At 46.5% G+C, this 24,350-nt stretch carries 20 protein-coding genes and 1 pseudogene; 17 read left to right on the top strand and 4 right to left on the bottom strand.

All coding sequences use genetic code 11. The features are described 5' to 3' along the window. Window positions 1-104: 104 nt before the first annotated feature. The 11 genes from NIES2104_RS28975 (at window position 105) to urtE (ending at window position 13,180) form a co-directional block, all read left to right on the top strand. Window positions 105-404, top strand: a complete 300-nt coding sequence (locus NIES2104_RS28975) for a hypothetical protein (protein ID WP_059002413.1) — start codon at window positions 105-107, stop codon at window positions 402-404. A 179-nt stretch (window positions 405-583) separates the two neighbouring features. After that, window positions 584-3,376: an ATP-binding protein gene (locus NIES2104_RS28970; protein WP_059002412.1), complete on the top strand. Its 2,793-nt coding sequence runs from the start codon at window positions 584-586 to the stop codon at window positions 3,374-3,376. Window positions 3,377-3,473: 97 nt separating this feature from the next. Further along, the gene (locus NIES2104_RS28965) at window positions 3,474-4,640 is read left to right on the top strand and encodes a MarR family transcriptional regulator (RefSeq protein WP_059002411.1); all 1,167 of its coding nucleotides are present in this window, start codon (window positions 3,474-3,476) and stop codon (window positions 4,638-4,640) included. A 325-nt stretch (window positions 4,641-4,965) separates the two neighbouring features. Continuing rightward, window positions 4,966-6,051, top strand: coding sequence for an aliphatic amidase (locus NIES2104_RS28960; RefSeq protein WP_059002410.1), 1,086 nt, complete (start codon window positions 4,966-4,968; stop codon window positions 6,049-6,051). Window positions 6,052-6,538: 487 nt separating this feature from the next. Then, on the top strand, window positions 6,539-7,747 hold the full coding sequence (gene fmdA / locus NIES2104_RS28955) for a formamidase (RefSeq protein WP_059002409.1): 1,209 nt from the start codon (window positions 6,539-6,541) through the stop codon (window positions 7,745-7,747). A gap of 4 nt (window positions 7,748-7,751) precedes the next feature. Further along, entirely contained in the window at window positions 7,752-8,027 is a 276-nt protein-coding gene (locus tag NIES2104_RS28950) for a zinc ribbon domain-containing protein (protein WP_225895344.1), read from the top strand. 37 nt (window positions 8,028-8,064) lie between these two features. Next, window positions 8,065-9,453, top strand: a complete 1,389-nt coding sequence (locus NIES2104_RS28945) for an ABC transporter substrate-binding protein (protein WP_059002407.1) — start codon at window positions 8,065-8,067, stop codon at window positions 9,451-9,453. An 85-nt stretch (window positions 9,454-9,538) separates the two neighbouring features. Next, complete coding sequence (urtB, locus tag NIES2104_RS28940; protein ID WP_263971075.1) at window positions 9,539-10,519, top strand: urea ABC transporter permease subunit UrtB; 981 nt, start codon at window positions 9,539-9,541, stop codon at window positions 10,517-10,519. 5 nt (window positions 10,520-10,524) lie between these two features. Next, window positions 10,525-11,706, top strand: coding sequence for an urea ABC transporter permease subunit UrtC (urtC, locus tag NIES2104_RS28935; protein WP_059002406.1), 1,182 nt, complete (start codon window positions 10,525-10,527; stop codon window positions 11,704-11,706). Window positions 11,707-11,718: 12 nt separating this feature from the next. After that, the gene (gene urtD / locus NIES2104_RS28930) at window positions 11,719-12,492 is read left to right on the top strand and encodes an urea ABC transporter ATP-binding protein UrtD (RefSeq protein WP_059002405.1); all 774 of its coding nucleotides are present in this window, start codon (window positions 11,719-11,721) and stop codon (window positions 12,490-12,492) included. Beyond that, window positions 12,467-13,180 (top strand): urea ABC transporter ATP-binding subunit UrtE, encoded by a 714-nt coding sequence (gene urtE / locus NIES2104_RS28925; RefSeq protein ID WP_225895343.1) that lies wholly within the window; start codon window positions 12,467-12,469, stop codon window positions 13,178-13,180. The genes urtD and urtE overlap by 26 nt, the downstream gene beginning before the upstream one ends. 122 nt (window positions 13,181-13,302) lie before the next feature. Here urtE and NIES2104_RS31105 read toward each other — a convergent pair whose 3' ends face one another. The 3 genes from NIES2104_RS31105 to NIES2104_RS28910 form a co-directional block, all read right to left on the bottom strand. After that, window positions 13,303-13,515, bottom strand: a complete 213-nt coding sequence (locus NIES2104_RS31105; RefSeq protein WP_082690174.1) for a cytochrome P450 — start codon at window positions 13,513-13,515, stop codon at window positions 13,303-13,305. A gap of 1,359 nt (window positions 13,516-14,874) precedes the next feature. Continuing rightward, window positions 14,875-15,108 carry a hypothetical protein gene (locus tag NIES2104_RS32070; RefSeq protein WP_156427147.1) on the bottom strand — a complete coding sequence of 78 codons (234 nt, stop codon included), beginning with the start codon at window positions 15,106-15,108 and terminating at the stop codon, window positions 14,875-14,877. Between the two features lie 78 nt (window positions 15,109-15,186). Next, the gene (locus NIES2104_RS28910) at window positions 15,187-18,141 is read right to left on the bottom strand and encodes a BTAD domain-containing putative transcriptional regulator (protein WP_059002402.1); all 2,955 of its coding nucleotides are present in this window, start codon (window positions 18,139-18,141) and stop codon (window positions 15,187-15,189) included. 296 nt (window positions 18,142-18,437) lie between these two features. On the opposite strand from NIES2104_RS28910, the gene NIES2104_RS28905 reads away from it, so the two are divergent. The 6 genes and pseudogenes from NIES2104_RS28905 to NIES2104_RS28880 form a co-directional block, all read left to right on the top strand. Beyond that, window positions 18,438-19,148, top strand: coding sequence for a hypothetical protein (locus NIES2104_RS28905; protein ID WP_059002401.1), 711 nt, complete (start codon window positions 18,438-18,440; stop codon window positions 19,146-19,148). Between the two features lie 151 nt (window positions 19,149-19,299). After that, complete coding sequence (locus NIES2104_RS28900) at window positions 19,300-19,809, top strand: hypothetical protein (protein ID WP_059002400.1); 510 nt, start codon at window positions 19,300-19,302, stop codon at window positions 19,807-19,809. A gap of 118 nt (window positions 19,810-19,927) precedes the next feature. Next, the gene (locus NIES2104_RS28895) at window positions 19,928-21,394 is read left to right on the top strand and encodes a carotenoid oxygenase family protein (protein ID WP_059002399.1); all 1,467 of its coding nucleotides are present in this window, start codon (window positions 19,928-19,930) and stop codon (window positions 21,392-21,394) included. Window positions 21,395-21,609: 215 nt separating this feature from the next. Next, the gene (locus NIES2104_RS28890) at window positions 21,610-22,008 is read left to right on the top strand and encodes a hypothetical protein (protein ID WP_059002398.1); all 399 of its coding nucleotides are present in this window, start codon (window positions 21,610-21,612) and stop codon (window positions 22,006-22,008) included. Window positions 22,009-22,043: 35 nt separating this feature from the next. Then, the gene (locus NIES2104_RS28885; protein ID WP_156427146.1) at window positions 22,044-22,919 is read left to right on the top strand and encodes an ADYC domain-containing protein; all 876 of its coding nucleotides are present in this window, start codon (window positions 22,044-22,046) and stop codon (window positions 22,917-22,919) included. A gap of 40 nt (window positions 22,920-22,959) precedes the next feature. Continuing rightward, window positions 22,960-23,760: pseudogene (locus tag NIES2104_RS28880) on the top strand (IS256 family transposase); the annotation flags it as partial. Window positions 23,761-23,792: 32 nt separating this feature from the next. Here NIES2104_RS28880 and NIES2104_RS28875 read toward each other — a convergent pair. Then, window positions 23,793-23,987, bottom strand: a complete 195-nt coding sequence (locus NIES2104_RS28875; protein ID WP_059002396.1) for a hypothetical protein — start codon at window positions 23,985-23,987, stop codon at window positions 23,793-23,795. Between the last annotated feature and the right edge of the window lie 363 nt (window positions 23,988-24,350).

Below are 24,350 nucleotides of genomic sequence, written 5' to 3'. Positions count from 1 at the left end.
CATTTTTCTACCGCATCAATTCTTGAGCAGCAATACGTTTGAACAGCCTCGCTTTCTCAGTGTGTAGTACGAACAGACTATACCTTTATCCCCCTTTTTGCGGTATGGCAAAACTTCGTAAGCTGGAACAACTACTTGCCCAACTCGACCCCGTGCGGCGTGATCCTCATGTGCCAGAATCAACGCGCTGCTTCGCAGATACCGCAAGGGTCGCGCTTCTTCGACAAGATGACGCGATCGCATTTCTGCTGGAACTGATTCGCGAGGGTGAGATTCCTAATGCGAAAGGCGCGATCAAAGCCCTCAGCATTTACTACCAAGACCCAGACCTGTGGCAAAGAGTGTGTGAAACGGTAAGCCAACGATCGGAGCCGAGTCTGCTGGCGCTGTTACGAACCTTTTAATTTGGCTTGTCGTTTCTCAAAATACTTCGGAATTCTGGGTCTCTACCATCTCTGACAAACTGCCACCGCTTATCAAGATGACAAACAGAAAATAGCAACCAGTGAATTTGGTGAACGGGTTCTGACTCTTATATATTATCTGTATCTTTCTGCTACGGGTCACCCAGCGGGGTCATCTTATGCCCATTCAGTCAAACTTCAAGATTGTTAAAGTTAGGCGCGACTATAATTCCTGGGTTGCAGCAGAAACGATCGAAGATTACGCGCTGCGATTTGCGCCTAAATCGTTTCGGAAATGGTCAGAGTGGTTGGTTACGAATACGGCAACTGGGGGACTGTCGTTTTTGGCATTAGAAGCGATCGGGGGTTCGCTTGCGATTAACTATGGCTTTGCGAATTCTTTTTGGGCAATTGTCACGGTCGGAGCGATCATTTTTTTGACCGGACTCCCGATCGCCTACTATGCCGCCAAATACAACATTGATATGGATCTGCTGACACGAGGCGCAGGGTTTGGATATATCGGGTCAACGATTACCTCCTTAATTTATGCTTCGTTTACGTTTATCTTTTTTGCGCTCGAAGCGGTGATCATGGCGCAGGCGTTAGAGCTATATTTTCACTTGCCGTTAGCGATCGGGTATGTGGTTTGTTCTTTGGCGATTATTCCGCTCGTCTTTTTTGGCGTGACATTGATTAATCAATTACATCTTTGGACTCAACCAATCTGGCTGACGTTGCTGGTTCTACCTTATGTTTGTGTCTTGTATAAACAGCCCGATTCACTGTCGAATTGGATACAGTTTGCTGGACAGTCGAGTAGTGGGGCGGGGTTTGACCCGCTGTTATTCGGGACTGCGGCAACGGTTTCGTTTTCTTTGATTGTGCAGATCGGTGAACAAGTAGACTATTTGCGGTTTTTGCCGGATCAGCAGGAAACGAATCGCGGTAAGTGGTGGTTAGCTGTGGTGTTGGCGGGTCCGGGATGGATTTTTTTCGGCTGTGCGAAGCAGTTGGGAGGCTCGTTTTTAGCTGCATTAGCGATTCAGCATGGAATGAGTCTGATTGAAGCGAAGCAGCCAACTCAAATATATTCTGTTGGGTTTGAGTCGGTGTTCTCGAATCCGTCGATCGCGCTTGCAGTGACCGTTTTTTTCGTGATTCTGTCTCAGGTGAAGATTAATGTGACGAATGCTTATGCGGGATCGCTGGCTTGGTCAAACTTCTTCTCTCGACTAACACATAGTCATCCAGGGAGGGTCGTTTGGCTTGTGTTCAATGTGGTGATCGCCCTTTTATTGATGGAACTGGGTGTGTTTGCTACGTTGGAAGCGGTGCTAGGACTTTATGCAAATGTTGCGATCGCTTGGGTGGGTGCATTAGTTGCAGATTTGGTGATCAATAAACCTCTGGGTCTGAGTCCTTCTTATATTGAATTTAAACGAGCGCACCTCTATAACTTTAATCCGGTGGGATGTGGTGCCGTTCTGATTGCGTCGATCGTGTCGATGAGCGCGTTTGTCGGATTGTTTGGCTCAGTGGCGAAAGCGTTTGCCTCGTTTATCGCGTTGGGACTTGCGATCGTTTTAGTTCCAGCGATCGCGTTTTTGACTCAGGGAAAATATTACATTGCTCGTGAAGATGCTTACTCAGATTGCACACATACGATTCATTGCTGTATCTGCGAACAGGAATACGAACCTCAAGATATGGCATTCTGTCCAGTCTATAGCGATGCTATCTGTTCCTTATGTTGTAGCCTTGATATGCGCTGTCACGACGCTTGCAAAACGACTTCAAACTTGAATCAGAATTCAGACAAACTCACGGTTAAAAGCGTCTTACAAGCGAAACTGTCGCCGCGAACAAAAGTGAGATTGCTGAAATATTTGGCTTTGTTCTTTTCTCTATCAACGCTTCTAAGTGTGATTTTAGGAGTCGTGTACTACCAGCAGGTTGTGAGCCAACCTGATTTAGATCAGCGAATGGTAGAACGGTTGAACGCGACTTTGATCGAAGTCTCTGCGGTGTTGTTTGTCGTCATTGGGATTAGCTCCTGGTGGTTGATTCTGACACAGGAAAGTCGGCAGTTGGCTCAGGAAGAACTCGACAAACAGAATCTCCTCCTTCAGCAAGAAGTCGAAGAACGGCAGTTAGCAGAAATTCAACTGCAAGAAAAAGCTCAACAGCTAGAACAAACGCTGCACAATCTACAACAAGCAGAAGCACAACTGATTCAGACCGAGAAACTGGCAGCCCTCGGTGGTCTGGTCGCGGGGATTGCTCATGAAATTAATACACCGATCGGGATTGGAGTGACTGCGGCTTCCTTGTTAGTCGAGAAGACGACTGCTTTTTCAGAGGCATTTAAGCGGAATGCAATTAAGCGATCGGACTTAGAAAAATTTGTCGATCTCGCGCATCAAAGCAGCCAGATGACTTTGAACAATCTGAATCGAGCGGCTCAATTGATTCAGAGCTTTAAGCAGGTCGCAGTTGACCAATCGAGCGAGTCTAAGCGCGTGTTCAACTTCAAATGTTATCTAGAAGAAGTGTTGTTACAACTTAGCCCAGTGCTTAAACCCACACCGCATACGATCGACATTCAGGGAGACGCAGCTTTGACACTCAATAGTTATCCGGGTGCATTTTCGCAAATCATAACGAATCTAATCATGAATTCTCTGCTCCACGCCTATGAGCCAGGAGATCAGGGCTATATTCGATTGTGCTTTGTAGCGGTTGAGGATCAGATCATTTTTGAGTATGCTGATGACGGTCAAGGGATCGCACCTGAGAACATCAGTAGGATCTTTGAACCTTTTTTTACAACGAGACGGGGGCAAGGAGGCAGTGGTTTAGGATTACCTATTGTTTATAACTTGGTGACTCAAAAGCTGAATGGCAAGATTCGGTGTGAGAGTCAACCTTCCCAAGGAACTAAATTCATCATTACGCTACCGAAACCTTGAGCCGTATTTTTCATGATCGTCCTCTCAATCAGTTCCTGTTTAAAGTCGATTTTCTAAGCGTTTAATAGATTCCTATCGGTAAAAGTTTGCTATGTCAATGAATGTTCAATCTCATGATTCTCAAAGCGATGAGTTGATTTTTGCTCAAGACGAAATTCAGTTTGCCGAAGAAACCGAAACTCGATCGCTTGACGGAAGTTGGAAGATTTTGATTGTCGATGATGAGATTGAAGTTCATGAAGTGACAAAACTCGTTTTGAGTGATGTGACGTTTGAGAATAAATCGCTCACGTTTATCAGCGCTTATTCTGCTGAGGAAGCGAAACAGTTGATCCGATCGCATCCGGATATCGCGATCATTTTCCTAGATGTCGTGATGGAGACAGAAGATGCAGGATTACAGTTCGTCAAATACGTACGCGAAGAGGTAGGCAATCAGCCTGCACGAATTATTTTACGAACTGGACAGCCCGGACAAGCTCCGGAGATTCATGTCACTACTCACTATGAAATTGATGATTACAAACTTAAAACTGAACTAACTTCTGAAAAGCTGCTTCTTACGGTCGTAACAGCGCTGAGAGCTTTTTCGACTTTTATGCAAATGTTGGAAATGAGTCAAAAACTGCGATCGCAATTAATCGAGTATCAGCAAGCAGCAGCGGATCTACGATCGAGTGAACGTCAGGAGCGGGAAAAAGTCGCACAACTCGAACAGTCTTTGCTCCGGCTCCAAGCCGTTCAACCTTCTCCTTACAGTGAAAAAATTGAAACGCTCGGTCGGTTAGTGACCCAAGTGACAAATGATATTCTGAATCGATCGAATACAGGTGCGCTGTCTACGCTAACGATGATTACTCAGATTGCTCGATTAGTGCTACGCCTCACTGACGAACACTCAGCAAAACTAGGACTGTCACAAACAAAGCTTTCAGTCTTGATGTATTTGAACGAAGAATCTGATCACTGTGCTAGTCCATCTGAGTTAGCAAAACATTGTGGAGTATCGAGAGCAGCAATGACGGGGTTGCTCGATGGCTTAGAGCAAGAAAAATACGTGGAGCGAGATCATAATCCTAGCGATCGACGAGCGTTAAAAGTAAGGCTAACTCCGAAAGGACAAGAATTTTTAGGCTGGATTGATCCTCAAGATGACTATCAGATTTCTCATTTGCTCGAAACTTTGGATGACACAGAACGCCAGAAAATGATTCAACTGGCGCGGAAATGCTTAACGATTTTGGGTGAAGGATCGGCGAATTAGAGACCGCCTCCATTTCTTTTCGCTGGCTGGAAGCCTTGATAAGTCAGGAAAATCTGTATTATCAGAAGATAGTTAAGAGATTAACTATTAAGTGTAAAACTAGATACAAAATTCGCTAGACGCTTTCCCTATGATGCTTGTCATGCCACCAAGAGCCGTCTAGAAATCAGTGGATTGGTGGTGCAGGGTTGAGTCGCTCTGATCAACGAGCAGCGATCGTCAAAATTCTGAAAGTTTAATAGTGTTGTGTTGACAGGAAGATTACTCACTAATCTTTCAAGTTTGTGACGAGCCAAGATGATTTTGAATGCAATTGGAGGTCAGAATGTCTTATCACGGTGATATTTCTTCGAGTAATGATGCTGTTGGAGTTGCGGTGGTTAACTATAAAATGCCGCGTCTGCACACCAAAACAGAAGTCATTGAGAACTGCAAAAACATTGCTTCAATGATTGATGGCATGAAATTGGGTCTACCGGGGATGGATTTAGTGATCTTTCCTGAATACTCCACTCATGGGATTATGTACGATCCCGGTGAAATGATGGAAACTGCTGCAATCATACCCGGTGAAGAAACCGCGATTTTTGCAGAAGCTTGCATCAGAAACAAAGTCTGGGGCGTTTTCTCACTCACAGGCGAAAGACACGAAGACCACCCCAACAAAGTGCCTTACAACACCCTCATTTTGATGAATGATCAGGGTGAGATTGTTCAGAAGTACCGAAAAATCATGCCATGGACACCGATCGAAGGATGGTATCCAGGGAATTGCACCTATGTTTCAGACGGTCCAAAAGGCTTGAAGATCAGTCTGATCATCTGTGATGATGGCAACTATCCTGAAATTTGGCGCGATTGCGTGATGAAAGGTGCAGAACTGATCATTCGCTGTCAGGGCTATATGTATCCTGCCAAAGATCAGCAAATCATGGTGTCTAAAGCAATGGCATGGATGAACAATGTGTATGTTGCTGTTGCGAATGCTGCTGGATTTGACGGAGTGTATAGCTACTTTGGACATTCAGCCGTGGTCGGATTTGATGGACGGACTTTAGGTGAATGCGGTGAAGAAGAAAACGGCATTCAATACGCAGCACTGTCGAAGTTTGCCATTCGCGACTTCCGCAAGAATGCTCAATCTCAAAACCATCTCTTTAAATTGCTCCATCGGGGTTACACCGGAATGCTGAACTCTGGTGATGGCTCGGATGGGATGGCAGAGTGTCCTTATGAGTTCTACCGCGAATGGATTCTAGATCCGAAGAAAACCAAAGAGAAAGTCGAATCGCTCACTCGTCCAACAGTTGGAACACCTGAGTGCCCGATCGAAGGATTACCCAATCAAAAGCTGCCGATCGCTCCGGAGAAGTCTCAGCCCGCAACTGTTCCGGTTTCGACCAGCCTCTAGTCAGCGCAATTGAAGTTTCACCTGAACAGTGGTGGCACTACGAAACGGTAGGAGCACCGTTTCGATCGCAGGTGTAGTGACAGCGGAAGTTGATCCCATCGAATTGATTGGGAGATCGACTTTCGCCTTTCTCGTTGACAAGCTGGGGAATGCTTCAATCGCTCTCTCTGGAAACTTTTTCGCCTGTTTATTCAGTACTTAATTTTTCACTTGTTTAAAGTTAACAAATTAATTGAATCGTATCGCGAAGTACAAAACTCTAGTTACTCTGTCTCTAGAATGATGAGCAATCAAACAGAAGCGGTGGTGCAAATATTGCTCGGTTTCTGCATTTAGCATTCTGTTGTTTCTCGATCGATAGTCTTTCATCCACTTCAAGATATTCATCAACACAGAAGACGAATTCACATCATTCGTCTGCAACTCTGTCATTCAATTCAAGCTATTTTCGCATTGCAGTGAAGCTTTCAAATGCAAGGAGAAGCTAATGCCCAAGACTCTATTCAAAGTTGATCTCACGAAACCAATGGATCAGCAAGAGCTACCAGGACACAATCGTTGGCATCCAGATATTCCAGCCGTTGTTTCAGTGAATCCGGGTGATGTGTTTCGGATTGAATGCAAAGATTGGACAGATGGACAAATCAAAGATAATGATAGTCCTGATGATATTCGAGATGTTGATCTCAGTGTTGTTCATGTACTGAGTGGTCCAATCTGGGTGAATGGGGCTGAGCCGGGAGACATCCTCGTTGTTGATCTAGTTGATATTGGAGCCTTGCAAGGGGATGAGTGGGGCTTTACAGGCATTTTTGACAAGAAGAATGGAGGAGGATTTTTAACGGATCATTTTCCATCTGCTGCAAAAGCGATTTGGGATTTTCAAGGAATTTACACTTCATCTCGTCACATTCCAGGTGTTAAATTTGCCGGAATTACTCATCCTGGTTTGATCGGTTGCGCTCCTTCGCATGAACTATTGGCGAAGTGGAACAAGCGAGAAACGGAACTGATGACAACTCAGCCCGATCGACGAACGTACGGGGCAGGTATTAACATCGATGGCGTTCCAGTGCTTGCAACCTTGCCCAATCCAACCAATGCCATTCTAGGAACATTAGACAAGTCAGAATACGATCGCGTTGCGGCTGAAGCGGCTCGTACTGTTCCACCACGAGAACATGGAGGGAACTGCGACATCAAGAATTTGTCGAGAGGAACGCGCATCTACTTCCCGGTTTACGTAGAAGGCGCAAAGCTATCAATGGGTGACATCCACTTTTCACAAGGAGATGGTGAAATCTCATTCTGCGGCGCGATCGAGATGTCTGGCTATATCGATCTCCACGTAGACATCATCAAAGGTGGTGTGGACAAGTACAGCATGGTCAACCCGATTTTTAAGCCGGGACCTGTTGAACCTAACTACTCTGAGTACCTTGTGTTTGAAGGAATCTCAGTTGATGAATTTACAGGCAAGCAGTACTTCATGGATGTGCATATTGCTTACCGTCAGGCTTGTTTGAATGCGATCGAGTATCTCAAAAAGTTCGGGTTCACCGGAGAGCAAGCTTACTTACTGTTAAGCTGTGCGCCTGTGGAGGGTCGAGTGAGCGGCATTGTGGATGTTCCAAATGCTTGTTGTACCTTGGCAATTCCAACCGCGATCTTTGATCAAAACATTCTGCCCGTTTAGTTGAGTGAGCAACACGCCTATGCCTCTCTATGAGTTCAAATGCGGTGATTGCGGTGTGTTCGATGTTTGGCGATCGCTCGCTGAATCAAGCGATCCTGCACTGTGTCCAGACTGCAATCAGCCCGGAAGACGAATGTTTTCACCGCCCGCCGTTTTGTCTAGTTCGCTGCGCTTGAAGCAGGAAAATCGAGAACCACAGTTAGTCAAACGCGATCGAGAACCTAAAGCACCTCAACTTCAGAATCATTCAGGCAGTCGCCCTTGGATGATTGGACACTAGTTTCATTTTGCAATATTGCTAAGGAGAATTTTGATCAATGAAGTCGCGCACACCTCGGATTGTAGGCGGAATTAGTCGTCGTCGGTTTATTCAGTATGGTTCTTTAGCGCTGGGTACCAGTGTTGTTGCTGCTTGTTCGAGTGGAGGTAGTGACACAGTTGCTACAAGCAGTGGAACTGCAACAGGAGTCTCTTCGCCTTCGGGTGATGGGATCAAGGTGGGAGTTCTGTATTCAACGACGGGTACGATCGCGATCGTAGAAAAGTCTTTGCAAGATGCAACATTCCTCGCAGTTGAGCAAATCAATGAGGGGAAAGGTCCTTGGTCAGGCAAGCAGGGCATCAATGGTAAAAAGATCGACATGGTGGTCGTGAATCCTGACTCAAATTGGGATTTATACAACCAAATGGCAAAGCGCCTGATCGACGAAGATAAAGTCGCTTGTGTGTTGGGCTGTTACACCTCCGCCAGTCGTAAGTCGGTACTGCCTGTATTCGAGGAAAAAGACAAGCTGCTGTATTACCCGGTCTACTACGAAGGGAATGAATGCAGTTCTAATGTGTTCTACACCGGAGCAGCACCGAACCAGCAAATTACTGACTCGATCCCATTCTGTGCGAAGACGTTTGGTAAGAAAGGCTTCTTTATCGGCTCTGACTACATCTATCCGAAAGAAAGTAACCGGATTGCAAAAGCAGAGTTAGTCAAAGCAGGCGGCGAAGTCGTGGGTGATGAATATGCGGCGTTAGGTACGACAGAATTCATTACTATCATCAACAAGATCAAGCAGGCAAAGCCAAACTTTATTCTCAGCAATCTGGTGGGTGATAGTATTCCTGCGTTTTACAAGCAGTTGAAAGATTCGGGAATTACCTCGAAAGACATTCCCATCATGGCTTATCCCACCACTGAGGAAGAAATTCAGGCAATGGGTCCTGAATTTGCTGAGGGGCACTATACCAGTTTTAACTACTTCCAAACTGTGGATACGCCCGAAAACAAGGCGTTTGTGGAACAGTTTAAAGCGAAGTTTGGACCCGATCGAGTCACAAACGGCGTGATGGAAGCTGCCTACTTCCAAACCTTCTTCATGGCGCAGGCAATGGAAAAAGCCCTCAAAGAAGGAAAGGAACTCAATACAGCCAGTTTGCGAGAAGCCACTCGTGGACAAGTCTTCAAAGCGCCTCAAGGAACAGTCAAAATTGACCCAGAAAACTATCACACCTATCTGTATTCTCGGATTGGTAAGTGGAAGGGAGACGGACAGGCTGAAATTGTCTTCACGACTGAGGCAGCCGTAAAACCGATTCCTTGGAGCCAAGCGCTCTACAAAGGTCGAATTTGTGTTCACCAAGCTCCAGATAAGCGCAGCAATCCGATCGTTGAAACGAACAAAGATCTGGCAGTCGAGCTTCTAAAGATTTAGTTCGCGGCAATCACTCTTCAGCTTGATCACACAGGCTGAAGAGTCTGAGTTTTAACCCATTTATAGTTGAGAGGACATAACTGCTTTGATACCTCACACCATTTCGATAGATCATCCAATTGCCTCGATCGCGAATTCGATCATCTATCTTGCACAGTCTCCGACCGTGAAAGAATTTGATCTGATCTCGTTTGCAAATCAGCTTCTCAACGGGCTGGGGATCGTAGGCATTCTTCTGCTCACAGGGCTGGGGTTAGCAATTACTTTCGGAGTGATGCGGATTATCAATCTTGCACACGGCGAATTTATCATGCTAGGCGCTTACACAACCTTTGTGCTTCAGAGTACCTTTAAGATGGATTTGCTCCTAACCATTCCATTTTCGTTTCTGTTTACCGCGATCGTAGGTGCGATCGTAGAACTAACGATTATTCGCCGCCTTTACGGTCGCCCTTTAGAAACGCTCTTGGCGACTTGGGGGTTGAGTATTGTCCTTCAAGGGGTCGTTAAGCTCATTTTTACGGCTCAGTTGAAGTACGTGAAAGCGCCGCCTTACATTCGCGGCAACTGGACTTTATTTGAAGCAGGAGGACAGGCAGTTCAAATTTCGATCTATCGCTTGTTCATCATTCTGATGGCGCTGTTATTGTTAGCGCTAACTGCCTACTTACTGTATGGCACACCCCTAGGGCGGGAAGTTCGGGCGGTAACCCAGAACCGAGATATGGCGAAGTGTCTGGGCGTAAATACCAGCCTCGTTGACATGGCAACGTTTGCTTATGGATGTGGTTTAGCAGGGGTTGCTGGAACTGTCATATCTTCGCTAAAAAGTGTCGCTCCACCGATGGGGCAGGATTATCTCGTGGATGCTTGGATGACGGTTGTTACCGGAGGAGTCGATCGACTGATCGGAGTGTTAGCAGGTGCGTTTCTGATTGGGCAATCGAATGCTGCGCTTGCCTATTTGCTCAACGATCCGACTGCTAGAGTGATTGTGTTAGCAGCCGTGATTGTGCTGATTCGCTATCGCCCAGAAGGTTTGTTCACGGTTCAGAAGCGGGGCTAATCATCATGGCGGAAGTCATTGGAAAAATTCAAAGAGCAACAAATGTACCGAAACGGTTAATTGTAATCAGTGCAGTTCTGCTGCTAATTCTGTTCGTATTCCCACTCGTCGCAGGCAGCTTTCAAACAAATTTGATGGCAAAGCTGCTATTGTTTGGAACTTTAGCGGTTTCGCTCGATCTGGTTTGGGGATTTACTGGGATTCTGAGCTTTGCCCACGGTGTCTTTTTCACACTGGGCGGGTATGCGATGGCGTACTATCTTAAGCTAAACTTGTCAGCCTCCGCGAATACTTATGGAGTTGCACTGCCGGACTTCATGGTGTGGAACGGACTCAAAGAGCTACCTTGGTTTATTGCACCCTTACAGTTTTTCCCGATCGCCGCGATCGCAATGATCGCGATTCCTGCCGGATTTGCCTATATCATCGGCTGGTTTATCTTTCGCTCTAAAGTGAGTGGAGTTTACATCACGATCATTACCCTGGCGATTTCGTCCGCGCTGACGACCTTCTTTGTGAGTCAACAAGCATTTACTGGCGGCACAAACGGCATCACAGATGTTTCAAAGCTGAGCTTCTTCGGCATTGTTGTACCCCAGCTTGGTCTTTACTACATCATTCTGTTTTTTACAGCATTTGTGATTGCTGGTAGCTGGTGGTTGACGCAATCAAATTTTGGATTGATTCTACGATCAGTTAAAGAAAACGAACAGCGCATTTCTTACTTGGGCTATGATGTCGCGAGCTTCAAGATCTTCATCTGGACATTATCAGCGGGAATTGCCGGAATTGCAGGTGGCTTGTTTGTGCCGCTCAACAGATTTATTTCTCCGGTGTATCTTGCCGTTGCATTTGGAACGCAGATTGTGATTTGGGTAGCGGTTGGCGGTCGAGGAACATTGTTCGGACCTGTAATCGCAGCGATTTTGCTCGGACAGCTACAGAACTCAGTCGATCGTGTTACGCAGGATTGGCAATTGATTGTTGGCATCATTCTTTTAGCAGTGGTGCTATTTTTGCCGAATGGCTTGATGAGTCTGCTGCCGAAGAAGTTTCGCTTTACTGAAATCAATCGAATTGTCCTACCAAGAGGGTCTAGCTCTACGGCTGGATTTGTACGAGTTGAACTATTCGATTGGTACACGCCCTTAGTTCGGTTGATTCAAAGTGTTCGCAGTAAACGGTGAGGAATCAATGTTATGCAAGCAGACTCTAGAACGGAACCTGTTCTATCTGTTCAAGATCTCAAGGTTGTCTTCTCTGGCTTCAAAGCGCTCAAGGGCGTTGATTTAGAGGTTGCAGACCGAGAGATTGTAACGATCATTGGACCAAACGGAGCAGGCAAAAGTACGCTACTCGATGCGATCGTCGGCAAATCACCCGTTGCATCCGGTCATGTTTTCTATCACGGGCGCGAGATTACGAATTCCAGTCCATACGACATTGCACGAATGGGCATCGGTCGCAAATTTCAAAACCCGAACGTCTACAACGAACTCTCTGTGTTTGAGAATCTGTTATTAGCGCTCAAAGGGTCGCATAGTGTCTTGGCATCGATTCGCTCAAAATTAACTCGTGCAAAACGAGAAAAGATTGAATTAGTACTCGATCGCATTGGACTCCTCGATAAAGGCTATGCCAAAGTTTCTTCGCTGTCTCACGGACAGAAACAATGGGTTGAGATTGGCATGGTGATTGCTCAAGATCCGACCGTTGTACTGCTCGATGAACCGACCGCAGGCATGACGACTGACGAAACTTTTGCAACGGGCGACATTATTCAATCGATCGCTCAAGCTCATTCGGTTGTCGTCATCGAACACGATATGGAATTTGTTAAACAAATCGCTGAGCGCATTGTAGTACTCCACCAAGGCGAGAAGTTAGCAGAAGGATCAGTCCAGGAGATTCAATCAAACAATCAAGTCATTGAGGTGTATTTAGGTCGTGAACAAATTGACAAAGCTGCTTGAACTGACAGATGTCACTGTTTCGTATGATCAGACCCCGGTTCTCTTCGGGGTCAATATGACGATCGAGCAAGGTGAAATTGCCTGCATTCTCGGTCGAAATGGAGTTGGTAAAACAACCTTGCTCAGAAGTGTCATTGGATTAAACAAAGTGATGTCCGGTAACATTGTGTTTGATGCGGACGAGATCACGAAAATTCCTACGTTTAAACGCGCTCGTTATGGCATTGCGTACATTCCTCAAGGGCGCGAGATTATTCCTTACCTATCTGTTCTCGACAACCTCAAGCTGGGAATGTCGGCGGTAGGAAAGAAGCGTCGCAAGATTCCTGATGAAATCTTTGAGTTTTTCCCGATGCTCAAGCAGCACCTAAATCGCCAAGGTGGATTGTTGAGCGGTGGACAACAACAACAACTTGCGATCGCTCGTGGACTATTGAGCAATCCCAAGATCATGTTGCTCGATGAGCCGACCGAAGGAATTCAACCGTCGATCGTGCAGGAAATCGAAGAGACGCTGAAACGAATTAATTGCGAAAAGGGGATCACTGTGGTGGTGGTTGAACAAAAGATTGATTTTGCTCGGCAACTGGCTCAGAAGTTTTTCATTATGGAAAAGGGAGCGATCGTTGCAAACGGTGAAACATCTGAGTTAACGGATGCACTGGTTCACCAATATTTGGCGGTGTAGCCCTGAGCTTTGATGTGGGTCTCGTTGCCTGCGGCAGTTAAGTGTTGACCTAGATGAAGCGGCGGCACAGCGACTTAAACGAGCGTGGATTTGGATCTATCTAACCGACGCGCTGCTACTGTTTATCGCAACGGTGCAATTTCCATTGGCTTCAGCACCTTCAACTTTAGGTCGGTCGGTGGAGCCATTGTAATGCCATACCGCACCGGGCGAATCTCACCCCTGTCAACGGCTGCAAGCTGCATCTGTTTTAGGATGGTTGCCACAATCAGCTTCATCTCTAACTTGGCAAATTCTGCCCCAATACACCGCCGTGACCCGCCCCCAAACGGCAGGTACTCATCAGCACTATACGCTCAAATATATGCTACCTATGTCAAATTTCTCCTGTCCAAAACGCGAGATCACAGTAAATTTTCTCTAGTTTATGAAGAGAATTGCAATTACGGATTTCGGCGAAACCTACTGGGCATGAAACCCTATGGAATTGCTCTTTCTTGCATGGGAATACTGCTATTAATTGGACAGTATACCTCTACAATGGGTTTGCTGAATTCACCTACAATCATGCAAATGGGTAATTTTGTTCAAGCAATCATAGGTTTACAGTTTCCCAAATTCTCTGCCCTGTCGTTCGCGTGCTTAACAGTAAATGTTTTTCTGCTTACTGCTTGGTTGCTATGGATTAACTCTGCTTGGGTTAAGAGTTCAGCAGAAGCATATGCAGATAGATTACTAGAAGCGTGCGAAAACTTACCCTAATGCGCCTTGTGTGATAGTAAGAGCAGTCAATAAACTGCACTTGACTTAAAGTTGATTAATCACCTTACAGCAGCCCAAGTGCAGAGCCTTCAGCGTCACCCCCTAATGCAGCAATTGATCGAGTTCCTATCCGGTGTTCGTCAGCAAATCGCGTAGAAAAATCAGTGAATGGAAAACCAGCGCGATCCCACCCAAGGTTGAACAGAATTGACGCGAAAATCTTCAAATTGCTCAGTATTCTTCAGCTAAGCGATATCTACACTCAACCGCACGTTTCGAGAAGGCTTCAAAAAAGCATTATGAAGCTTATGCCTTAATAAACGATAACAATAGCGGTATTGCTGCTCTCCAACTTTTCAGCGAACAATGACCTATTCAAGTGACGCAAATCTTAACAAGAAAGCAGCATTCATCAAGCTGCCCATCGATCAATAGAGTCAGAGATTGTTCGAGAGTTGTCGTCCGTTAAATGGTAGAGATCTCAAATCAAGCTTTTTGAGAAAATCGGTAGCTAGACTGAGTAGAAGGCAAGATTGCTCATGCTGAATTGTCGCCGTTGAGATTATGGTTTTCCTATGCTAGAGAAAAAGACGCGGTTAACTCGACCCATTCCCTTCATAGCGTTGCTTGCGATCATTTGTACTCAGTTTGCAAGCTGTACGGGTTCGCAAAATACTACAACGGTCATTTACAAGACAGTGACTTTCCGGGCAAAAACAAACCGCGAGCGGCTCAACCTCTCAACGTGCTGGTCGCGCTTGATTCCTCTGGTTCAATAGCAGAAAGCGTCGCAGGTGGTGAAAAAATGACGATCGCCAAAGCTGCGGTTTCTCAATTCGTCGGTAAGCGTAAAACTTTGAGTGAGTTGAATCGCTATCGCGCCACAAACTTGCGAAACCAAAATCATGTCTCTGCGGTGCTCATGCAAGCTTCTATGCACTGCCTTCTGTTGCATACTGCTTCGCATTCGTTTGTCCCATTCCTACTTTTAGTTCTGCATCCGGTTGAAGTAAGGCAGATCGAATTTGCTCGATCATGGTGCTCCCTAAATGTTGAGCGACCACGATCGGCAGAATCGGGCAGGATTGAATCGATTCAACATGCCACAATCTCCAACTTGCCCAGCATCCTTCAACCAAGCGATATTCATATTCAGTCGCGAACAATGACCTTATCTACTGGCTCAGATCAATTATTGGCTGATGTCTTATTTTTCGGTTTGAATACTTGATGTGATCGCAGCGCTATGGCTCTAAAGCAGCGATCGCAAAATGATCTAGTAGTAAACGGTGAACGAACAAATAGCCACCGCCCACCTTTTGCAGAAACATTTGCTCTGCGGCGTGATCGAGAAATTCAGCATAGTTCCAAGGGGCAACGCCCGCTTTCCAGAGGAAAACCCGGATAATTAGATGCTGAATACAGGTCAAACCACCGCACATCAGCCAGAGTGTAGTGCAGCCGACCAATCCAGCACTCAACCCATTCCCAATTGCTCCTGCCCAGTCAAGGGTAAGTCCATACCCTACAGCGTGAGCAATTCCGAAAGGAATGCCCATAAAAAGACTCATTTGCAATGCGCTTCGCCCAGAGCGGCGAATTCCCTGATTTGGGAGGATTTTGGTTTCGATTTCACTGCTCGTCAGTCCAAATCCAATGAGCGTTAGTAGAAAAACAATTGGACCAATGATTGCACCGTACATCGCGCCGTATACGAGACCGTTCATGATAGCAGATGATGCACCGAGAACAATCCCAGGGACAATGCCCCGGTGCATTTGCTTCCATGACCAGCCCCAAGCTTCTAAAAGAGTAATCTGGCTAGGACACAAGAACCGCCAAGCCGTCAGTCCCACACCGAATCCGGTAATCAACATATCGCCCAAACCAAATTCAAGTCCCAGCATGATCCCTACAGAAATTCCCTGTCCACCTGCCGCAAGTCCTAGCCGAGCAGCATACCAGATTCGCTGTTGCTGATATTTCGTATTCATTTGAATTGCGGTCAGCCAGCCGACGATCGCACTTGTTCCAATTGCCGCGATCGACCCAACGCCTAAGCCAGTCAACATTCCTCGTAATCCATGTTGCAACCAGATTGTCATGCCGCTATTCCAGCCCGTTGCTAACCCCGCATGAATTCCTACACCTAGCCCGCCAACTAATCCCAGTAGCAGCGCCACAACAACGATTTCACTAATAGCGAGCAGGCGCTGTTGTGCTTCGGAGATTAACCAAGAGGGCTGAATCCGCTCGATTAGAAAAGTAGACTGAGCGTGCTGTTTTAAGGCTCTGGCAAGCCACGACAATCCAGTTAGAATGCGCTCAGGCGGATAAGCAGGGTTTGAGCTACGGCGAGTCAACATTCGCTGAACGTAGGCTGTAAACAGCGTGTGCTGCCAGTGTTCTGGAGCAACGTCAGGCGATACGTCCTCGATCGATTGCCCGTGGTAAGCAAGCGTCAGAATGTTGATCATTAAGGGCGTATTGACCAGGTCACGCAATCCTGAATGATGTTGGAGCAGCGATCGTACTCCTGCCAATTTTTCACCACAGCTTGAGAAGTAAGCATCGATTTGCTCAATCGTTGGCGATTGAATCATCACCGCAGCTTGAACCTGAAGACAAGTCGTAAGTGCCTCATAATCGGCATCTCGACTGCAAACGACTAGATTTGATAGCCAGGACTGCTTGCAAAATTCATTAATCGCTTCAACACAAGATTCTCGATGCGATCGCGCCACTTCATCAAGTCCATCGAGCAGCGGAAGCACCTGAGCCTCGTTAACCCAGACTTGAGCAAGGCGGCGGGGCACTTGATAGCGATCGTGGAGTTCTTCAACGAGCCATTGATCAATTGGCAATGATTGAATCGACCAGGAGGCAAGATGAAAGACAACCGGAATTGGCTGATTTGGATCTTGTTCTGCCCGCTCAATCAGCGATCGAGCTAATTCTAGGAGCAAGGTTGTTTTTCCAGAACCCGGTGCCCCCAGAATTAACAGCGTTCCGACTAGGGCATCGTAAACCTCAAGAATCGTGCCTTTACACTGTTGCGACGGCTCAGAAAGAGGAGACTGAGCTTCAACCGTCCAGGAAGAAGCCAATGCCGCTGGATGTTCTTCTAGTTCTAAGTCGATCAAGACCGATTCATACAGGGATCGCTCAAATACTCCTTTGATCCAAAAGCTTTGAACTTTTTGGATCATACGGTTGCGATCCTTTGAGCTTTGACGAATCGAACTCTGATGGATTGGTTCGTTGGAAATCAGAGTAGCTGAATGAACTGGTTCGCTGTGGATTGGGGAAGGTACTAAATCTGGTTCTTCAGAAGCCTGAAGTTGTGCTGGTATTTGAAGGGATGGTATTGCATCGGGCTGCTCGATCGACAAGAAGGGCAATCGATTAATTGGGCTAAAGTAGCCGTTCTGAATTTGTTCATAAAGCGCGATCGTCGCATACTCTGGTTCGACTTCAAGCTCCGCACTGAGAATTTGGCGACATCGATCGTACTGAATCAAGGCGGCGTTACGCTGCCCGTCCATCACTAATGCACGCATCAGTGCTTGATGTGCCCCTTCATTCCACGGTTCCAGTTCTAGTTGACGTTTTGCATAAAACTTGGCTCGGTTCCATTTCTGCTGATGCTCAAAGTGAGTGGTTAATTGCGTACAAACTTCTACTGCTTGTTGATGCAGGTGTTCGCGGGTACAAGCAAGCCAATCCTCAAAGCGATCGCACTCTGAAAGCGCAAAATTGGACAGAAATTCTTTTTGATAAAGTGCGATCGCTTGTTCTAGATGCTCCACACAATCTAAACAAAGATCAGTAGATGAATGTGAATGGGTCGTTGCTGCTTTGAAATGGGCTGTAAAGGCTGCCACATCTACAGTGTAGTTGTGGTTAGCATTGATTTGAATGGTGTTGCGCGTGGTCAGCAGTAAGGGCTGAGCGGAATCGCGATCGTCCAAGATTTTTCGCAGCATCGATAGCGCTTTCCGTAGGTTGCTCCGGGCGGATGACTCTGTTTGATCTGACCAGAGTAGAACCGCCAAGGCATTTCGATGATGGACCGCGTGTGCTTCAACCATGAGATACACAAGCAGCGCTTTTACTTTCTCATAGGGAAAATGTGGCACCGGATACCCATTCTTAAGAACTTGAAACGACCCTAGAAGCGACAATTCTAGTTGCGACATGAAGACTCCTGCTTTTCACGTTACCTTCATGATCTATTCAGGAATGATAGCTAGGAATTATGCACGAGGATGCGTCAACCCTTCAAAGACTACCCGCAAGGGTAAGATTTTGAGCATTATCAGTATAAGGGAGTAACTAAAACCCTTACTAAAAATCAGTTTATAGATAGAACTCAAATTGCGAATTTCAACGCTTCATCGTTTCACGCTGAATTCACGCTGCTGTGGACGGAACGTAGACGATCGCTGGTTAAGGTCGATTCGTTACTCAATCAACAACAAAAGGAGAAGTAACAATGCCAACGTTAAATCGTTTACCCCAGTCCACTCAATCTCTATTACAAGCGCTGAAGGCAGCAGAGCCGAATCAACCAATCTCGCTTTCTAGATTCGGAAAAGTCGCCCCGGCTGAAGTTGAAGCAGCTTTCGACAATCTAAATCAAGCATTCTCATTTGATCCGGCGACGGGACAGGTCGCTAGAAGTGCTGGAGTTGAATTGTCTTCTGATGAAGAACAAGTCGTACAGCAACTCCTTGGCGGCTATCAACGCCAATTGCAAGCCGGAGCGATCAAACTACGACGGGGCACCAACCAACGATTTGTTCCGCTGCCCGATGAGCCAGAAGAAGAACATCAAGGTGTCGTGACAAAGGCTCCTGCGGATGCTTCACTGTTGGCTCCGGAGACTGATGCTGAGCGAACCATGAGCAGCGATCTCAACTCACTTGTTGCCCAAGGCTGTGGATGGCAGTGGTGGCGAAAAAAATACTGGTGGGGAGTCCGAATCAGCTTCAACCGAACTGCGGTCAATTGGCTTGCAAGTGCAGGCGGAGCCGCCGCAGGCATCCTTGCGTCGATGGGAATCGGCGGAATCGCTGCAACTGTAATTGCCTTGATTGTTGGAGCGTTAAAAGCAATTGCCAACGATAATGGCATCCGAATCTACATCACTTGGGCAGGAATTTGGTGGGCGACCCCGAAACCGACTCCTTCGGGAGGTTGCTAAGCGGGTAGCGAGTTCACAACATCCTCTGTTTAGGTGTTGAAGAACTAGAGACCACGCTGAGTGACCCTAAAAAGTGACGCAGAGGAGCAAACTTTGGTGATTGAATTGTCATCAGTCTAACTGACCAAAACAGGAGTTGCTCTTCTGCACGATGATTTCGCCAAGTGTGACGCATATTAAACCAACCTTAATCGTGAAGAACGGTAGCATTCACCATATTTTTCAGGAGGACAAAGCGGTGTCAGTGTTTTTCAAGCGGATTCGAGCGATTTTCGCGATCGCATTGATACTGAGTTTAGAGTTTGCGCTGTTTCAAGCTCCAGTTTCGGCTGCACCTCGAACCACGATGTTCTACGGTGCATCAACAAAATACGATCGACATGACTGTAAAGCAGGAATCGCCAACACATTGAAGCGGGCAGGAATTCCCCAAGTTAATAGCAATCACAGTGATAATACGTTTGTAAGCGGGTATTCGCCGAATGTAGGAGATACTTTAGTCTTCGTCACTTGCGTTCCGCTGCCCAGTCAAGGTTTTTGTGGTGGAGAAGGAACGATGCCCGTGTTTGCCGTCGCAGGCGTGACCAACGATGCTGATCGAGTTTCCAACAACATCCGTAACGCCTACCGTCCGCCAAATCACGAAATCGGCTGCCTCTGACGTTTGCTGATAAAGGTTGCTTTTAGTGGACGACGAAGCGATCGCTTCGATGAGCATCTCAGCGCAAAGATTATTAGCTCTGCGCTTCTAGATAATTGTTTACCAAGGTTCTTATCCTATGCTTTCTTCAATCTCTCCGACTCAAACTGGGGTGAAACTAGCATTCAGCAGTCTTGACTCTGAGGTCGAAATCGACGATCTGCCCGTGAAAGGAGAAATCCCTCGCTGGCTAAATGGTGCTCTATTCCGCAATGGTCCTGCTAAATTCGAGATGAGTGAGGCTAGCTACAATCACTGGTTCGACGGACAGGCGATGATTCATCGCTATTCCTTTCGCGAAGGTCGAATTGCCTATCGCAATCGCTTTCTACGCACTTCTCCCTACACCCAAATGATGTCTACCGGACAGCTTAGCTCCGGCTTTGAAATGGTTCGACCAACCTCTCTAGCTAGTCGTCTTTGCAAGATGCTTTTGGAGACAATTGGTTATCGGACGGGACAGACCTATAACACCAATGTTAGTATTCTTTGCCTCGCTGAGAAATTTATGGCTCTAACCGAGCAACCTGTCCCTACAGTGTTCGATCCAGTCACCCTCGAAACTCAAGGAGCTTTCTATTTTGATGACAACCTACTAGGACATCTCTCCTGTGGTCATCCTCAGTATGACTACCAAAACCAGGAATACATCAATTACCTAACTTGCTTCGGTCTGATCAATACCTACAATCTCTACCGCGTCAAGGCAACGAGCAGCAAACGCCGCCTGATCGCCAGAATTCCCGTGCGCGAAGCGTGCTATATGCACAGTTTTGCCTTAACTGAAAACTTCATTATTCTGGTGGAGTTCCCCCTAGTCATTGACACAAAGGCAGCAATCCTGGATGGTAAAGCACCGATGCAGTGTTTACGATGGAAACCCCAGCGCGGAACCAATTTTCTGGTCGTCAACAAGCATAGCGGCAAGCAAGTCGCTCGTTTCAAAAGCGAGGCGTTCTTCGCGTTTCATCACATTAATGCTTATGAACAGGGTGATGAAATTGCGATCGATATTGCCGCTTCTGCTCAACCAGATTTGATGTATAAATCCTATCTAGAACCCTTACGAGCCGCAACGCGATCTGAGGATCATCCCTTAGCAGAGTATAGACACTATCGTTTACCCCTTCGACGTGCTTCTCGCTCTAGCACTGTTGATTATGAACGATTGTCAGATCAGCGGATCGAAATGGCTTGCATCAATCACGATCGCTGTAGTTCACGGCACTACCGCTATGCTTATGCCGTCAGCCACAATCAAAACTGGTCAACTTTAGTCGGTCAGTTAGTTAAAATTGATATCCAGAACAGCAGCACGACAGCGTGGTTTGAATCGGATACTTATCCTGGTGAACCCGTCTTCGTCGCTGCTCCCCATGCCAAGACTGAAGATGATGGGGTCATTCTGAGTGTCGTTCTGGATGCGGTTGAGCAGAAATCTTTTTTACTGGTGTTGGATGCCAGTTCCTTTCGAGAGCTAGGTCGTGCTTATTTGCCTCATCACATTCCCCTAGAATTTCACGGTCTGTTTGTGTCAGCAAAATAAGAGTAGGGGTTCAAGCATAGATTGATCGCGCTTTTGATTGCTTACCTGATGCTTAATCGGTACTAAACGATCGCTGAAATTGTCACAGGCAGACTGTTTTAGTTTGCACTGCTCTAAAACGAGCAGGATAGGATTTCGTCTGCAATTTTCCTTGATTTGATGACTTGCAGGGCTGAACACAACTGATACTAATTTACTTTATAAGGAGATATCGCATGTTTCACCGATTTGCTTTGATGACTGGTCTGTGTTTGACAATTGCTTCTGTGAATACCGTTGCAGAAGCTCGAACCGTGACGAACGGAGTAGCTCTCAACGGGATGAGGCTTAATGGAGCATCTCTCAACGGCTTGAGTTTTAATGGAGTATCTATTAACGGCTTGAGTTTTAATGGAGTATCTATTAACGGAACATCTTTCAACGGCTTGAGTTTTAATGGAATAACTCTCAACGGGATGAGTTTTAACGGCTTGAGTTTTAATGGATTTTCGACGCATGGAACAAAATCAACTCAGTCTACAGTGACAACCGCTGCGTTGAATGGTGTACCTGTCCAGCAAATCAGTCTAGAAGGCAGTCAATTGATGTTCCATTTGCAGCGCACAGTTCGTTAAATTTTCGCAGGAGGTAGACACGATTGGGGCGTTCCATGCAGCGTCCCAACACAAACTCATCATTCTCAGAGGGACGCATTGAGACAATGCAAAAGCAATTCTTTTTCCTGCTGTTTGGTAGTGCGATCGCGATCGCACTACCTGCCGTTAAATCGCTTCGTTCTGCCAGCCCGACTCATCCATCTACTGCCATTCAAACTGAATACACGATCAAAGGCAAAGATGCAGAAGGAACCGTTTTAGAGACTGCGGGTGTTGATGCAAGCAGCAACTCGCTTCAACGATCGCTCAAGCTCAAAATCAGCGAGGTAACGCTAGATGCTCAAGACCCAGAGCGAGAAACGTATCTCTACACCGTACTCTATCAAGACCCAACTTCTTTGCAGTGGCGCAACCTGTGCCAACCCGATCGTGACCAGGTGGCTAAAGCAATTCCGCTATCGGGTAGTTGGGATGAGACGGGCGCACACCTAGATGATGGAAAAATCACATTTGGCTGCACCAGTGGCGCGTTAGCGAAGTGTGTCCGATGGGGCTATAAACCTTGGAAGACGGTTCAAGGACGATCGCTACGAGCGTTTCATCAAGCTTGTACCCGCATGGTTCGAGCAGACTACTGCGGCACTGGTAAAGGGCATACCCAAGATGGAACTGCGATCGATATCTATGACCGTCTGGGGATTCAGAAACGTACACCTCAGAGCGGCATGACTTTTGAAGCGGCTTGGCAACCAGACGGGGCAACCTTGATTCAACGAACTCGGCGAACTGAGACACTGGCGCAGATTCAGCAGGAGTGCCCTAACCGACTGAAAGAGCGCACTCAGAACAGCCGCTCGAAAACTGTTGCTCAGATGCAGCAGTTTTCTAAAGCATTGCTGTTCAACGATTCCTTAGTGCAATCTCCCTAGTTTAATTGGCTTTTAAGCCGATATTTGTGCCAAGTAGATGAATCAAGACTGGCAGAACCGCAGTCTCAAAGAAAAGCGGTACGTGTACGTTTGGGCAGATGGAGTGTACTTTAATATTCGAGCCGAAGATGACCGACAGTGTATCTTGGTGTTGATTGGGGTAAGCGACACCGGACATGAGGAACTGCTGGGACTAGAAATCGGATTTCGCGAAGCTGAGTTGAACTGGAAAAGTCTGTTGTTGCGCCTGAAAGACCAAGGACTGAAAGAGGCTCCAGAACTGGCGATTGGCGATGGAGCATTAGGATTTTGGAAAGCATTGCGTCAAGTGTTCCCGCAAACTCAGGTGCAACGGTGCTGGGTGCATAAAACTGCCAATGTCCTCAACACGTTGCCGAGTTCACAACAACCGCAGGCGAAGACAGCACTCAAAGATATCTATCTGGCTGCCACCAAAGCAGACGCAGAAATTGCCTTTGACCGCTTCATCGAAACCTATGCGGTCAAGTACCCGAAGGCTGTCGAATGCTTGAGTAAAAATCGGGAAGCAATGCTTGCGTTCTACCACTTTCCGGCAGAACATTGGATGCACATTCGTACCAGCAATCCAATTGAATCCACCTTTGCCACCGTACGCTTGAGAACTGATAAAACTAGGGGTTGCGTCTCTCAATCTAGCATCTTGTTGTTAGTTTTCAAGTTAGTGCAGTCGGCTCAGAAGCGATGGTTGCGAATTCAGAAGTTTAATCGATTAGCGGAGCTGATTGAAGGCGTGAAATTTACCGATGGAATTCGCAGTGATGAGCGCGATCGTTTAAATCGAAAAAAAGATGCGGCTTAATTCTCCCGTACACCACATTTGACAACATCTCCTCACAAATTTTGTTCAGTGGCTGCCAAGGGTTCGGGCTTTGGGCGAACTGTTTCAAGCGATCCAACTGATCGATCCTTCGGAACTTCGCGGAGCGAATCAAGATTAGCAGTCATCCCTTTTGAACTTTGCCAAGCCGTAAATCCTGCTGCGCTGCCTCCGGCACATACAAGCATGACCGCTCCGATTAACATCATCTTTGCAGTTACCTTGACTCGTGTCTGCTTATGCGCTTTGTGGTTTGTTGATCTCTGTTGTCGTTTCATTTTGGTTTAATTAAAAAATTACTGACGTAAAAGCTGTGTAGAATGCAAAATCTCTTGAGTTAACCTAAGCTATCTTTCACCAAGATAGCTTATTTGAAAATCGATGAAAACTGAGACGGTTAAGGAGTTCTGTTTTGCTATGCAATCCATAGGTCTAGAACACCACTGAAGTTCAACAATTCTCCTCTATTTACTGAGTGGGTATTTCGAGTAGACATTTATGCAGTAATTGCTCAAAAGAACGAATTTTTCACCTTGAAATCATCGATTAAGGAAAAGACAAGCTAGGACTGC

Source organism: Leptolyngbya sp. NIES-2104, assembly GCF_001485215.1.
Taxonomy (GTDB): Bacteria; Cyanobacteriota; Cyanobacteriia; order Leptolyngbyales; family Leptolyngbyaceae; genus Leptolyngbya.
This window is presented reverse-complemented; position numbering and strand designations above follow the sequence as displayed.